Source organism: Thermostichus sp. OS-CIW-26 (assembly GCF_054058395.1).
Genome location: NZ_JBSSAG010000012.1, coordinates 25,302 through 38,496 on the forward strand (window position 1 = coordinate 25,302; position 13,195 = coordinate 38,496).

Genomic DNA, 13,195 nt, shown 5'->3' on the forward strand with positions numbered 1-13,195 from the left:
CCGGCTGAGAAGGGCAAGAGCCTGGGAGCTGATCCCATCTCTGCTGTTTTATCCGGGAAAAAGAGAAGTTCTTAAATCTGGAAAGGAAAGATCTCTAGTACCCAAAAATCCAGTTCAACTGGGCCAATACGGTTCTTAATACAGTTCTGAATAAAGACTCAGTCAATCTTGGCTTAAAGCTAGCATATTGACCGAGGGCTGTCTGTTTTCCAGAGCACTTTTAGACTCTCTCTGGGGTACAGATTTCCAACTGCCGCTGGGGCAAAATAACTTCAAAGCTGGATCCCTGGCCCAGCTTACTCTCCACCTGCACCTGACCTTGATGCTGCTGGGCAATGCTTTTGACGATCGCCAGCCCCAAACCTGACCCCGAGAGGCGACCGGGATCCCCGCTGCGAGCCGGATCTGCTCGATAAAAGCGATCGAACACATGGGGCAGAGCCTGAGGCGGGATCCCTGGCCCGGTATCTTGTACCCGTACCACCAGCTCTGGGGATCCGGAGCGCAGCCGTTGTTCCAGCCTCACCTGCACCTCTCCTTGCGGGGGAGTGTGGAGAAGGGCGTTTTCAATCAGGTTGGTGAACAGGCGGGCCAATTGATCTTCATCTCCCCAAAAACCGAAGGGATCCACTTGGGCGGGAGAAGGTTCCTTCCCGCTCTCAGGGGCAGCAATCTCCAGCTTCAAGCGGATCTGCTTTTGGTTGGCCAAGCCCTGCAGCTCCTCCACCACCTGCAGCAGCAGAGCATCCAGCGCACAGCAACGGGGTTGGAAAGGCACCATACCGCTGTCGTGGCGGGCCAGAAACAGCAGGTCATCCACCAGGCGACCCAGCCGCAAACACAGCCGCTCCACCATCTGCCAGCGCTGCCGGGTGTCGGCATCCAATTGGGAATCCGCCAAAGCCACCTGTACCGCGGTTTGAATGCTGGCCAAGGGGCTGCGCAGCTCGTGAGAGGCGTCGGCGGTAAATTGCTTGAGCTGCTGATAAGACTGCCGGATGGGTTGCATGGCCAAACCGGAGAGCATCCAGCCAATGGCTCCCACACTCGTCAAGCCGGCCACCACCCACAGGGAAAGATCCCGGATCAACTGTCGCGTTGGCTTGCTCACCTCAAACCAAGGATGGCTGACCCGCAGATAGCCCAGCAGCTTCCCATGGGCCACGATCGGCTCGGTGAACTGACGCAGCCAATACCCAGGAGCGATGCGGGCAGTGTGCAGGGATCCCTCGGTCAATAGGGGGGCAGGGATCCCGCCGGGTACCGTGGACCAGATGAGCGTTCCTTGAGGGCCGAACCACTCCAAGTCGATGTGATCGTCCTCTAGGGTGCTGGGATCATCCCGAAAGCTGGCCTCTAAGCTGCGGCGGGCCTGCTGCGGATCCAAGAGGCTCTCATCCACCACCAAAGACCGCTCGACAATCTCCACCACATGGCCAAGGGTATCGTCCACCCGCTCGATCAGGGTTGACTGCACGTACCAATAGAAGCTGCCGGCAAACAACAGCAGCAACACTGCCGTAACCGTTGTATACCAGAAGGCCAACCACTGTCGCGTCGCTTGGAACATGGGAGCTGCACCGCGGGGGGAGAACGGAGTGGGGCTAGCTGTGAACACGGGGTTCGGGGTGAAGGGAAGACAAGATCTCGGCCTCCACCTGGAGTAGAGTATCGAGCCGATCCTGCACCTGATCGGCGGGAAACTGCTCCAACGCCAAATCCAAGTAAAGCTGCCAATGGCGCTCCTCCGCAGCCGCCAGCCAGAGATAAAACTGCCGCAGCTCTGGGTCGGGCGCGTGGATCCCCAACAGGCCCAAGCGTTCGTGGCTGCGGGCCTCGATAATGGCTGCCACCAGCAAGGTGTCGAGCAGATGCTCTGGCTCAGAGCGGCGCAGGTGTTGGTTTAGGCGACCCGCATAGGGCGCAGCCGACAAGGGCTTGATGGGGATCCCCAGCCGTTGCAGGTGGCGATGCACCCGCTCAAAATGCTGCAGCTCCTCCCGCGCCAGCGGCGAGAGGGTTTCCACCAAACGCCCATTAGCCGGGTAGCGAAACAGCAAGCTGAGGGCGTTGCCCGCTGCTTTTTTCTCACAATTGGCGTGGTCTAGCAAGACCAGATCGATGTGCCGGGTAGCCTGTTCGATCCAGTCCTCAGAGGTACGAGAAGCAAGTTCTAGAGCAAGCACAGGGTCGGTAGGAAAGGGTTAAGAGAAGTTCTAGGGACGAACAATCTCCACAGTAACCCGCCCCGTCAGCTCCGGGATCGGGGGATGACACTTGGTCAATCGGATCTTAGCTTTGCTGGCCCCTGTCTCCCGCAGCACCATTTCGGCAATCGCCTCCGCCAAGCTCTCGATCAGCACAAACTGATTGCTTTTCACCAGTTCCGCAATCCCGGCCACTGCAGAACGGTAGTCGAGGCTATCACACAGTTGGCCGCTGAGAGCAGCCGGGCGCAGATCCGCCCACAACTCGAAATCCACCTCAAACCATTGCCCCAAAGCCCGTTCCGCCTCATCAAGGCCGGTATAACCGTAGTAGCGCAGGCCGGAGACGATCAGCCGATCTCGCAACTGCTCGGGGGGTCGCCGAGGGATCCGATCGGGATCTGGATAGGGCTGCTGACTGTTGCTGCTGACACTGGTGGGGATCTGTAGCTCCATCACATCCTCCAAGCTCGACCTGGAGACCCCATCCCACAGGGCCTGACGAAACAACGAAACCTTGGCTCGACCTTGGGAGCCGGTTGCCCCCTGTTCCCATTTCCTTTTTGATTCCCTAAGGAATTGGCTCCGGGATCCCCATCCCTCAATGGCTGAGGGCCAACGCTCTCCCCTCTACGGTCGCTGCCATCTCCCACAACAGATCTTCCGTCTCTTCCCAGCCGATGCAGCCATCGGTGATGGAAACCCCGTACTGGAGCGGCGCCCCTTCCTGCCAGGTTTGCTTGCCCGGGTAGAGGTTGCTCTCCAGCATCAGCCCCATCAGAGCCCGCTGCCCCGCCTGGTACTGCTGTAGCACCGCTCGACAGACGGATCCCTGGTTGCGGTAATTTTTGTGGGAGTTGTCATGGGAGCAGTCCACCATCACCGAGCGAGGGATCCCTTGATCCTTCATCAGCAGTGCCGCCCGCGCCACATCTTCCGGGCCGTAGTTGGTCTTGCCCCCTCCCCCCCGCAACACAATGTGTCGATCCGGGTTGCCGGTGGTTTTCACCAGAGCCGTCATGCCATCTTGGCCGATGCCCAGGAAACTGTGGGGATGGCTGGCGGAGAGAATGGCATTGAGCGCAATTTCCAGCCGCCCGTCGGTGCCGTTTTTGAAGCCCACAGGCATGGAGAGACCGCTGGCCATTTCCCGGTGAGTTTGGCTTTCGATGGTTCTGGCGCCAATGGCCGCCCAGCTCACCAGATCTGCCGTGTACTGAGGGGTCACCGGATCCAGCATCTCGGTAGCACAGGCCAGGCCCAGCTCGTTGATCTGCAGGAGAATGGAACGGGCCAGTTGCAAGCCGGTGGCAATGTCGCACGAACCATCCAGGTGGGGATCGTTGATCAGGCCCTTCCAGCCCACCGTGGTGCGGGGTTTCTCAAAATACGTGCGCATAACGATCACCAGGTGCTCCCGAGTTTGGTCGGCCACCCGCTTGAGGCGATGGGCATACTCCAGAGCCGCTGCGGGATCGTGGATGGAACAGGGGCCGACGATCACCACCAAGCGATGGAGATCCCGTCCGTGGATGATGTCGCGGATGGCTTGCCGAGTGGAGAGCACCACTTGCGCTGCCGTTTCCGTAAGGGGCAGCTTGGCCTTGACAGCAGCAGGGGCAATCAAGGGAGTCACCTCTTGGATGTTGCAATTGTCGGTTTGGGGGGGCATGGAACTGTCCTTAGTGTGCAAGTGGGTAGATGGGGTCGTCGAGCCATCAAAAAAGCCCTGGCGCTGGGCTCAGGGCTTCAGGACTGACTCGGGTAAACCTAGGTCTTTAGTTTACGCGCCACCCTTCCGCCCTGGTCGTTGCCAGGGAAAGGTAAAGTAGCCAAAAAAGGAAGCGCGCCAGACCATGCGGAGAGCAAACTTAAAACCTGTACGAGATAACTATACCCGAAAAAACCTCGTTTGACACCTCAGGGATCCGGTTTCCTGGCGGAGAGACCAGCGGGAAGTCTTAAGCCGACCGAGCCGCCGGCTTGGCAATCCAGTAGCCGCAGGGGTGTTCTCCCTGCACCTGCCAGGTGATGCGCTCTACTCGGCAATCGGGCAAGGCGGCAGCAAACATCTCCAGCTCGTGGCCGCAGACGCTGGGAAAGGTGTGGGCAATCTGGGCAATGGCGCAATTGTGCTCGACCAACACATACTGCTCGACGTAAGGCTCGGATCCCTCTGCTGCCATCGGCACAGTCAGGTCGGCAGGATAGGGGTAGTACTCCGCCATGTAACCCTCTGCCTGGCGCAACTGCACCAAACGCTCCAGCCGCTCCCGCAGGGATCCGGATCCCAGCTGGGCCTGATACTCCCGGGCTTTGCGCTGCCACTGGTGGTGGAGAAGGGATCCCATCTGTTCGGATCCCAGAGTTTCGGCCAGGGTGTTGAGCAGACCAAGGGCAAACTCGTCGTAGCTGGCGGGGAACTGCTCTTCTCCCAAGGGGCTGAGCTGATAGAGATGCTGGGGTCGCCCTAGACCATTGGGTTGAGCGACATGTTGGATCAACCCCTCTGCCTCCAGATCCTTGAGGTGGCGGCGGATGGCCTGGGGAGAAATGCGCAGGTGCTCTGCCAGCGTTTGGGCGTTGGCCTGCCCCGCCTTGCGCAGGTAGACCAAGATGGCCTGCTTACTCGAAGCGGGTTGAGCGACCTGCCCGGTGATCTTGCGCGTGCTGTCCACCCTCGCCCTCCTGGTTAGACTGGGTTAATCGGCTGCCGCTGCCAGCACAGCTCTCTGCTATTTTGACAACGGGATCATTGCTAAAGTAACCTGAGGATCAGTTAAACAACAACTCTGTTGTTTTATTTGGCCATCTGTCTTAGTCGCGTTTCTACCCTGTCACTACCCGAGAGCCATCCATGTCTACGAGCGTCCGCGCCCTGGTCAACCAGCCCTACAAGTACGGCTTTGTAACCGACATCCCCTCTGAGTCGATTGGCAAAGGCTTGAACGAAGAGGTGATTCGGCAGATCTGGGCCAAGAAAGGGGAGCCGGACTTTATGCTAGAGTTCCGGCTGCGGGCCTACCGCCAGTGGCTGAAGATGAGCGAGCCCACCTGGCCCAACGTCAGCTACCCGCCCATTGACTACCAAAACATTGTCTACTACTCGGCCCCCAAGGTGCAGCCCAAGAAAAAGAGCCTGGACGAAGTGGATCCGGTGCTGTTGGAGACCTTCGAGAAATTGGGGATCCCCTTGTCTGAACAGAAGCGGCTGGCCAATGTGGCGGTGGATGCCATCTTCGACAGCGTTTCGGTAGCCACCACCTTCCGGGAAAAGCTGGCCAAGGAAGGCGTGATCTTCTGCTCCATGTCGGAGGCACTGCGGGAGTATCCGGAGCTGGTGCGCAAGTACTTGGGCAGTGTGGTTCCCATTGCTGATAACTACTACGCGGCGCTGAACTCGGCAGTGTTCAGTGATGGATCCTTTGTCTATGTGCCCAAAGGGGTGCGCTGTCCCATGGAGCTTTCCACCTATTTCCGCATCAACAACGGCGAATCGGGCCAGTTTGAGCGCACCCTGATCATTGCCGACGAGGGATCCTACGTCAGCTACTTGGAAGGGTGTACTGCCCCCATGTTCGACACCAACCAACTGCATGCGGCGGTGGTGGAGTTAATTGCCCTAGACAATGCCGAAATTAAATACTCCACGGTGCAGAACTGGTATGCCGGCGATGAAAACGGCAAAGGGGGCATTTACAACTTTGTAACCAAGCGCGGCCTGTGTCAGGGGGCAAACTCCAAGATCTCCTGGACGCAAGTGGAGACCGGCTCCGCCATCACCTGGAAGTACCCCAGCTGTGTGCTGGTGGGGGAAAACTCGGTGGGCGAGTTTTACTCGGTTGCCCTCACCAACCACTACCAGCAGGCCGATACCGGCACCAAGATGATTCACGTGGGCCGCAACACCCGCAGCAAAATTATCTCCAAAGGGATCTCGGCTGGGCACTCCAAAAACAGCTACCGCGGCCTGGTCAAAATCGGGCCGAAAGCGGAAGGTGCCCGCAACTTTTCCCAGTGCGATTCCATGTTGATCGGGGATCAGTGCAGCGCCAACACCTTCCCCTATATTGAGGTGCAAAACAACACCGCCAAAGTGGAGCACGAAGCTTCCACCTCCAAGATTGGAGAGGAGCAATTGTTCTACTTCCAGTCCCGCGGCATCTCTGCGGAAGATGCTGTGTCCATGATCATCAGCGGCTTCTGCCGAGAGGTGTTCAACCAATTGCCGATGGAGTTTGCCGTAGAAGCCGATCGGTTGCTGAGCCTGAAGTTAGAGGGATCCGTCGGCTAGGGGATTGCTCCCAATGCGAAGCTGAGCAAGTGGGCGAGGCCGCTGACACGCTGTGGGAGCAGGCGCTGCCATTTTCAGGAGAAGGGTAAGGGGTTAGGTAACTCCCGAGGCAGAGGGCTGTGATCCCCTGAAGCCAGAGGCGGCCCAAGGGCTTGGCGACGTTGCAAACAGCGCATGGATGCAGGGGGGGAGAGGGGATAATCAAGGAGTTTTGAACCGTAAGGCTAGGCAGGAGAAGTTCCCCATGAGGGCATTTCTGGAGGAGTTCAAAAAGTTCATCAGCCGGGGCAATGCCTTAGATTTGGCTGTTGGCGTTGTTATTGGAGGTGCTTTTGGGAAGATTGTGACTTCTTTTGTAGCAGATCTGTTTACTCCAGTTTTAGGCTTGATGATTGGTGGAGTGAGCTTCCAGAACTTGGTCTGGAAAATCGGTGGAAGTCCTGAAGACCCAGTTACGATTAACTACGGTAGCTTTCTGCAAGCTGTGTTTGATTTTGTGATTATCGCTTTTGCCATCTTCTTACTGGTGAAGGCGATCAACACCCTACAGCGAAAGGAGGAAGAATCTCCTCCCACATTGCCCCCACCAGAAGTGGTTTTGCTGACAGAGATCCGGGATATCCTCAATCGCCACTCCCAATAGAGCTATAGGGGATCCTTAGGCCCAAAATCCAAACCTGGTTTAGGGATCCCTTAACTTTTCAGCTCCTGCCCTTCGGTGTCAACCCTAGAGTCTAGCCATGATCCGTGAAAACAGCCCTGTCATCTTATCCGTTCGAGATCTCAGCGCCGAGATCGACGGCACCCCCATTCTCAAGGGGTTGAGCCTGGAAATTCGCGCCGGAGAGATCCACGCCATCATGGGCCCCAATGGCTCTGGAAAAAGCACTTTTTCCAAGATCTTAGCCGGCCACCCTGACTACAGGGTGACGGGGGGCGAGATCCTCTACCTGGGAAAAAATCTCTTGGAGATGGAGCCAGAAGAGAGGGCTTGGGCAGGGATCTTTTTGGCATTTCAATACCCCATCGAAATCCCAGGGGTGAGCAACTTGGATTTCCTGCGCGCCGCCTACAACGCTCGCCAGAAATATCGGGATCAGCCGGAACTGGATGCTCTGGATTTTGACGACCTGGTACGGGAAAAGTTGGATATTGTCAAAATGGATCCCGTTTTTTTGGAGCGCTCTGTGAACGAGGGCTTTTCCGGCGGTGAGAAAAAGCGCAACGAGATCCTGCAAATGGCGGTGTTGGAGCCCACGCTGGCCATTTTGGACGAGACGGATTCCGGCCTGGATATCGACGCGCTGCGCATTGTCGCCCAGGGCATCAACCGACTGGCCGGCTCTGAGAATGCCATGCTCTTGATCACCCACTACCAACGCTTGCTGGACTATGTTACCCCCGACTACGTGCACGTGATGGAGGGGGGTCGTATCGTCATCAGTGGGGACAAGACCTTGGCGCTGGAGCTGGAAGAACGGGGCTACGACTGGATCAAAACTCAGTCGGGTCAAGAACCGGCAGCTGCGACATCTCGGCAGGAGAAAGAGGGATGAGCGCCACCTTGCCCAAACCTTTTGCCCCAGAGAGCCGCCTATTCCTGGAGCACATCCTCGGCCAAATCCCGGAAAGGCAGGATCCCTACACCACCCTTAGGCAGCAGGCCCGCGCCCAACTGGCCGAACTGGGGATCCCGACCCCACGGGAAGAGGATTGGAAATACAGCGATCTCTCGCCACTGCTGGCCCACAAGTTTCGCCTGGCTGCCGCGGCGGATCCGGCTCTGGATGCAGCAACCCTAGAACCTTGGCTTTGGCCGGAAGCCAGCTATAGCCGCGCCGTGTTCGTCAACGGCTACTTTGCCCCCCAGCTTTCTGATTTGAGCGGCCTGCCCACCGCTTTGCAGGTGATCCCTTTAGCCCAAGCCCCAGGGGAGTTGCTGCAAACCCTGGCCAAGACGGATGTGTTTACGGCCCTCAACACCGCTCATCTGGGAGATGGGATCCAGATTGGCCTACAGCCCGGCCAGGAAGTTCCGTCACCGCTGCACCTGCTGTTCATAACGGTGGCTCCTGAGGGAGAGGCCGTTTTGGCCCAGCCCCGCTGCCTGCTGTCTTTGCAAGCCCACAGCTCCCTCACGCTGATCGAAGATCATGTATCCCTGGGATCCGGGATCCCCTTTGGCAACGCGGTTACGGAGATCGCCCTGGCAGAGGGATCTCGTTTGCACCATGTGATTTTGCAAAGGCAGGGATCCCCAGCCTTCCACATCAACAAGACCGCCGTGCGCCAAAGCCGCAACAGCCACTACCGCCTCCAGGCCATTCAGTGGGGATCCCAGTTTTCTCGCCACAACCTGGAGATCACCCAAGCCGGAGCCCAGGCCCACACCCAACTGCAGGGGCTAACGCTGCTGAAGGGATCCCAGCACAGCGACACCCACTCCCGCCTGGTGCATCAGGCCCCCCACGGCAGCAGCCGCCAATTGCACAAGTGCATTGTGGACGAGACGGCCCATGCGGTCTTCAGCGGACGGATTCTGGTGAGCCGAGAGGCCCAACTGACGGACGCCGCCCAGACCAACCGCAACCTGCTCCTAGGCCCCAAAGCGCGGGTCAACACCCAGCCACAACTGGAGATCTTTGCCGACAACGTCAAGTGTGCCCATGGGGCCACCGTCAGCCAACTGGAGGCAGAAGAGATCTTCTATCTGCAAAGCCGGGGTATTCCCCAAGCTGAGGCCAGGCAACTCCTCACCTGCGCTTTTGCGGCAGAAGTTCTGGAAGGGATCCCGTTGGCTCAACTTCCCGCCCTGGTGGCCCGCCAGTTGGCTGGGATCCCGTGAATCCAATCAATTCCAATAACAATAATAAGTTGTTGCTCCCCCATTACCCTCAAGAGTGACCAGACTTGGGCGTGATGGATAGGCAGCAGTAAACTACCCGGCTCCGACCGCTAAGCGGTACGGAGCGGGCTTTCAGTAGCCCTGAGCCTGTTCTGCTCTACCAGAGAACAAAACAAGCCCGGACCTCTAGGCTGGTTTACGGCAGCCCCCAAAAGCGCAATCACATTCGCACCATTCAAATCCGCATCCCCTTCCCATCCACAGTGCCCACACTTGAACGACTTGCCACTGCGGTAGGATTGCGCAGGGTCGGGATGAATGTGCAAACACCGGTGACAGGTCTGCGACGTGTAGGCAGGCGGTACCAGAATCAAAGCAACCCCTGCACGCAGAGCCTTGTATTCCAGAAACTGCCTCAGCTGGTAGAACGCCCAACTGTTGGCCCTGCGCCGTTCAGCTTTGCTGCGTGGCTGTTGATTGACCCTTTCCCGGATCCCTGTCAAGTCTTCCAGAGCAATAGCGCTGTTTGTGGTCTTTGCCCTAGAGACAATAGCTTTGGAGATGCGATGATTGACCCACGCTTGAAAGCGTCTCTCCTTGCCAGACAGCCGTTGCAGCAGTTCTCTGCATCTGCGCCGCGAACTGCGTGTGCCCTTACTGGCTTTGCGTTGGAGTGCCGCCCTCAGTCGGGAGTAGTGGTCGCGGACTCTGTTCAGCTGCTGTCCATTCCAGTTGTCCCCGTCTGACGTATGGGCGATATCCGTCCTTCCCAAGTCCACCCCGATCACCTTGTCGGTATCTTGTTGCTTGGGTGGCTTTCCCTCTACGCAAATCTGGATGTAGTAGGAGCCATCCTTCCGCTGGACTAGGGTGGCCGATTTGGGGTTAGAGCCAGCCAGCATTCCCCTCTGGTAGTTACCAATGGCTAGCTCAAAGCGTTCTCTCCCTTCCACCGTGGTCAGCGACACCGTCCAGTCTTTCTCGCGGAATGAAAAGATACGTGCGTCGTAGGTAACGAACCTACGCTTGAACTCTTTAACCGGACGGTTGCGCTGTCTCGCCACTTTGCGAGCGCCTGCCACCCGTCTGCACACCTGTTGAGCCAAGTTACTGGACAAGCCGAACCGGGCTCGAATCTCGTAGTAGCAAAGGGATTGCAGTTTGACCGCGTTGACGATCTTCTCCGGCGTGTTCTGGTTGACCCAGTTCAAGGCTTGGCCAAAAGCCTCCATCGTCGCGTCCAATTTGGCGGCTTGCGACTGGGACGCCTTGAGCTTACAGGAGACGGTCAGGACTTGGCTCATAAGTTAATTGTACTTCATCAAAGCGCATTCCTCCCGACACTGACCCTACGGGTACAGTGCGGGGCTCCTGCGATTTCTAGCTGAACCTGGCCCTCTAAGCTCCCATTCCCGAGTACTGTTGCAAGCCTTTGCGCCACAACCAGCGGTTAGCCAGCCAAAGCAGGCCCGTCCAGGCCAGGCCCATGCCAAAGCCGCCCAGAATATCCACCGGGATCCCTGCCCAGAGGCTGGCGGGAAAATGCACTAGGTAGGGGAAGGGTGTCCAGGCCAAGACCTGGCGCACGGGTGGTGGGAACACCTCCAGAGGAGCGATCACCCCCGAGAAAAACAAGTACACCAAAAAATGGAATTGCTCCAAGGCCGTCACCCGTTCCACCCAAAAGGCCAGCAGCGCCAGGGTGTACTGCATGAGAAAGCGCAGGGCAAAAGCCAGGAGAATGGCCAGGGATCCCAGCCCCGCCTGGGCCCAAGAGGGGATCCAAAAGGCACGGGGGTAGAGGACGAAGAAAAGGGCGATTAAAACCAGGGTAAAGGGGAGACGGGCCAAGCGCTCCATCAGGTGGCTGGCCACATGGTGCCAAGCGGGATCCAGAGGCTGCAACAGGCGAGGAGATAATTTGCCTTCGACCACCTCTCGCTCAAAGTCCCAGATGACCCAGACGATGGTGAACTGGCGCACCAGGAACACCGCCAGAAAGTAGCGGATGAACTCCAGAGCAGACAGCGAGAAGTCTCCTGAGCGGGCTGCCTCGCTCCACACCCCCATCATGATCAGGGGCAGGGATCCGGCCAACACCCACAGGATCAGCTCGGCCCGGTACTCCAGCATGTAGGCGTAGTAGGCGGAGAAGAGGGCACCCAACTTGCGAAAGAAGGCGTTCATGGAGATTCCGGTTGCGCAAGCGCTGCGGAGCAATACGAGACTGGCGGACGCAAAGTGGGCAACAAGCTGGCCAGGCTGACCACCGCTCCCACCACAACAATTGAAGGCGGTGCCACGGGCGAGGGCTGCCCAGCCAGAGTCTGCAGGCGGAGCAGATGAATCTCTTGCTCAGGGGTGGTGCCCCAGCGGATCAGGGCAACCGGGGTATCGGGAGCTTTCCCTCCGGCCAACAATTCAGCGGCAATGTGGCTGAGGTTGTGCATGCCCATGTAGATCACCAGGGTTTCCACCGCCCCGGCCAAAGCCCGCCAATTGACCTGAGGGCGGTATTTCCCTGCCGCCTCATGTCCGGTTACAAAAGCAACCGAAGAGCTGAGGTCGCGATGGGTGAGAGGGATCCCGGCATAGGCGCTGGCGGCAATGCCCGCCGTAATTCCCGGCACCACCTCCACTGGGATCCCGGCCTGCACCAGAGCCAACATCTCCTCTCCCCCCCGCCCAAAGATGAAGGGATCCCCCCCTTTGAGCCGCACCACCACGGCTGCCGTCCGAGCTTTCTCCATCAGCAAGGCTGTGATCTGCTCCTGGGGCAAGGTGTGAGCGCCGCAGTGTTTGCCAGCATAGATCCGTTCTGCCGTCGGCGGGATCAGCTCCAGGATGGAGGATCCCACCAGAGCATCGTAGATGACCACATCCGCGTGGGCGAGTAGCGCCTTTCCCTTCACCGTCAGCAGCCCTGGATCCCCAGGCCCTGCCCCCACCAAATACACTTTGCCCATCTCAAGTCCTGGTCGCGTCATTGCTGTTGGAAATATCCATTTTGAGGGAACGGGAAAGATTCGGCTATTCCAGCGCCGGGCTAAAAGCCTGGAGTGTCTCCACAATGGCCTGCATCAGTTGAGGATCCCGCCAGAGGGGCGGCTCCACCTGGATTTGGAGCAGAGGCCATTCCCGCTGTAATCGCTGAGCCTGTTCTTGTAGGGCGCGCAGCAGACCGCCTGGAAAGAGAAAAAACGGCAGCACCCGTAGACGGCACTGGCTAAGGCGCAAGCAATGGATCACGACCGCTTCTAAGGTGGGGGACTGGGCAGCAAAAGCCACATGCAAGGGGATCTCGGGCAAGCGCCGTTGCACAGTTTGGATCCCTGCTTGGAGCTGGGCGGCAAACCCCGGCAGACGGCTGCCATGGCCAAGCACAATCCAGGCATCTGCCCGTTCGCCGGATTGCCTGAGCGTTGCAGAGCAAGAGGGCTGTGGAGCCAGAATGCGAGCCACCAACAGATCCAGGAGGGCCGGGTGCTGGCCAATGGGGGGTGTTAACCGGATGGGCAGGCGCGGCCAGCGAGCTTGAACCTGCTTCACCGCAGCCGGTAAATCCTCTTCCACATGGGATCCCTCGCCCATAAACAGCGACAGCAGCACCACTTGATCGGGAGATCGGCCTGCGCCCAGCCAAGCTGCCAGCCGTCCTTGAATCTGTTCGGTCAGGGTGAGAGGCTGACCTTCCAACTGGGCCAGCTCCACCGGCTGGGGAGCCAGCTGCTGCTGCACCCGGGCCAACAAATCTGCCAAAGCCTGCTGATAATCGGGATCCCGGCTGCCGTGACAGACCAAAAACACCAGGGGATTGGAGGACATGGCAGAGGTCAGGGATCCGAGCGG

General features: G+C 58.5%; 13 protein-coding genes. 4 read left to right on the forward strand and 9 right to left on the reverse strand.

Going from position 1 to position 13,195, the window contains the following annotated elements:
• Positions 1-220: 220 nt before the first annotated feature.
• The 5 genes from ACVW0C_RS06940 to sufR all read right to left on the reverse strand — a co-directional run bounded on the left by ACVW0C_RS06940 (position 221) and on the right by sufR (position 4,885).
• Positions 221-1,570 (reverse strand): sensor histidine kinase, encoded by a 1,350-nt coding sequence (locus ACVW0C_RS06940; RefSeq protein WP_011433026.1) that lies wholly within the window; start codon positions 1,568-1,570, stop codon positions 221-223.
• 34 nt (positions 1,571-1,604) lie between these two features.
• Entirely contained in the window at positions 1,605-2,186 is a 582-nt protein-coding gene (gene miaE, locus ACVW0C_RS06945) for a tRNA-(ms[2]io[6]A)-hydroxylase (protein ID WP_011433025.1), read from the reverse strand.
• 30 nt (positions 2,187-2,216) lie between these two features.
• On the reverse strand, positions 2,217-2,663 hold the full coding sequence (gene folB, locus ACVW0C_RS06950; protein ID WP_457384733.1) for a dihydroneopterin aldolase: 447 nt from the start codon (positions 2,661-2,663) through the stop codon (positions 2,217-2,219).
• Positions 2,664-2,808: 145 nt separating this feature from the next.
• The gene (locus tag ACVW0C_RS06955; RefSeq protein WP_414332215.1) at positions 2,809-3,879 is read right to left on the reverse strand and encodes a 3-deoxy-7-phosphoheptulonate synthase; all 1,071 of its coding nucleotides are present in this window, start codon (positions 3,877-3,879) and stop codon (positions 2,809-2,811) included.
• Between the two features lie 289 nt (positions 3,880-4,168).
• Positions 4,169-4,885: an iron-sulfur cluster biosynthesis transcriptional regulator SufR gene (gene sufR / locus ACVW0C_RS06960; RefSeq protein WP_457384734.1), complete on the reverse strand. Its 717-nt coding sequence runs from the start codon at positions 4,883-4,885 to the stop codon at positions 4,169-4,171.
• Positions 4,886-5,064: 179 nt separating this feature from the next.
• On the opposite strand from sufR, the gene sufB reads away from it, so the two are divergent.
• The 4 genes from sufB to sufD all read left to right on the forward strand — a co-directional run bounded on the left by sufB (position 5,065) and on the right by sufD (position 9,346).
• The gene (gene sufB, locus ACVW0C_RS06965; protein WP_414332217.1) at positions 5,065-6,501 is read left to right on the forward strand and encodes a Fe-S cluster assembly protein SufB; all 1,437 of its coding nucleotides are present in this window, start codon (positions 5,065-5,067) and stop codon (positions 6,499-6,501) included.
• Positions 6,502-6,745: 244 nt separating this feature from the next.
• A complete protein-coding gene (gene mscL, locus ACVW0C_RS06970; protein WP_011431004.1) occupies positions 6,746-7,144 on the forward strand; it encodes a large-conductance mechanosensitive channel protein MscL in 399 nt (132 codons plus the stop codon).
• A 97-nt stretch (positions 7,145-7,241) separates the two neighbouring features.
• Positions 7,242-8,057, forward strand: a complete 816-nt coding sequence (sufC, locus tag ACVW0C_RS06975) for a Fe-S cluster assembly ATPase SufC (RefSeq protein WP_414424717.1) — start codon at positions 7,242-7,244, stop codon at positions 8,055-8,057.
• Positions 8,054-9,346 carry a Fe-S cluster assembly protein SufD gene (sufD, locus tag ACVW0C_RS06980; protein WP_414424718.1) on the forward strand — a complete coding sequence of 431 codons (1,293 nt, stop codon included), beginning with the start codon at positions 8,054-8,056 and terminating at the stop codon, positions 9,344-9,346. Before sufC ends, sufD begins: the two co-directional genes overlap by 4 nt.
• A gap of 110 nt (positions 9,347-9,456) precedes the next feature.
• On the opposite strand, the gene ACVW0C_RS06985 is transcribed toward sufD, so the two are convergent.
• The 4 genes from ACVW0C_RS06985 to ACVW0C_RS07000 form a co-directional block, all read right to left on the reverse strand.
• The gene (locus ACVW0C_RS06985) at positions 9,457-10,650 is read right to left on the reverse strand and encodes an RNA-guided endonuclease InsQ/TnpB family protein (RefSeq protein WP_457384735.1); all 1,194 of its coding nucleotides are present in this window, start codon (positions 10,648-10,650) and stop codon (positions 9,457-9,459) included.
• A gap of 94 nt (positions 10,651-10,744) precedes the next feature.
• Positions 10,745-11,533: an ABC transporter permease gene (locus ACVW0C_RS06990; protein WP_414400686.1), complete on the reverse strand. Its 789-nt coding sequence runs from the start codon at positions 11,531-11,533 to the stop codon at positions 10,745-10,747.
• On the reverse strand, positions 11,530-12,312 hold the full coding sequence (cobA, locus tag ACVW0C_RS06995) for a uroporphyrinogen-III C-methyltransferase (RefSeq protein WP_011432673.1): 783 nt from the start codon (positions 12,310-12,312) through the stop codon (positions 11,530-11,532). The genes ACVW0C_RS06990 and cobA overlap by 4 nt, the downstream gene beginning before the upstream one ends.
• Positions 12,313-12,376: 64 nt before the next feature.
• Complete coding sequence (locus ACVW0C_RS07000) at positions 12,377-13,171, reverse strand: sirohydrochlorin chelatase (protein ID WP_457384736.1); 795 nt, start codon at positions 13,169-13,171, stop codon at positions 12,377-12,379.
• Positions 13,172-13,195: the final 24 nt, after the last annotated feature.

What these genes read in the sequence shown, in the direction of transcription:
- ACVW0C_RS06940 (WP_011433026.1), bottom strand. Translation starts at nt 1,570, where the DNA reads ATGTTCCAAGCGACGCGACAGTGGTTGGCCTTCTGGTATACAACGGTT.
- folB (WP_457384733.1), bottom strand. Translation starts at nt 2,663, where the DNA reads ATGGAGCTACAGATCCCCACCAGTGTCAGCAGCAACAGTCAGCAGCCC.
- ACVW0C_RS06955 (WP_414332215.1), bottom strand. Translation starts at nt 3,879, where the DNA reads ATGCCCCCCCAAACCGACAATTGCAACATCCAAGAGGTGACTCCCTTG.
- sufB (WP_414332217.1), top strand. Translation starts at nt 5,065, where the DNA reads ATGTCTACGAGCGTCCGCGCCCTGGTCAACCAGCCCTACAAGTACGGC.
- mscL (WP_011431004.1), top strand. Translation starts at nt 6,746, where the DNA reads ATGAGGGCATTTCTGGAGGAGTTCAAAAAGTTCATCAGCCGGGGCAAT.
- sufC (WP_414424717.1), top strand. Translation starts at nt 7,242, where the DNA reads ATGATCCGTGAAAACAGCCCTGTCATCTTATCCGTTCGAGATCTCAGC.
- sufD (WP_414424718.1), top strand. Translation starts at nt 8,054, where the DNA reads ATGAGCGCCACCTTGCCCAAACCTTTTGCCCCAGAGAGCCGCCTATTC.
- ACVW0C_RS06985 (WP_457384735.1), bottom strand. Translation starts at nt 10,650, where the DNA reads ATGAGCCAAGTCCTGACCGTCTCCTGTAAGCTCAAGGCGTCCCAGTCG.
- ACVW0C_RS06990 (WP_414400686.1), bottom strand. Translation starts at nt 11,533, where the DNA reads ATGAACGCCTTCTTTCGCAAGTTGGGTGCCCTCTTCTCCGCCTACTAC.
- cobA (WP_011432673.1), bottom strand. Translation starts at nt 12,312, where the DNA reads ATGGGCAAAGTGTATTTGGTGGGGGCAGGGCCTGGGGATCCAGGGCTG.
- ACVW0C_RS07000 (WP_457384736.1), bottom strand. Translation starts at nt 13,171, where the DNA reads ATGTCCTCCAATCCCCTGGTGTTTTTGGTCTGTCACGGCAGCCGGGAT.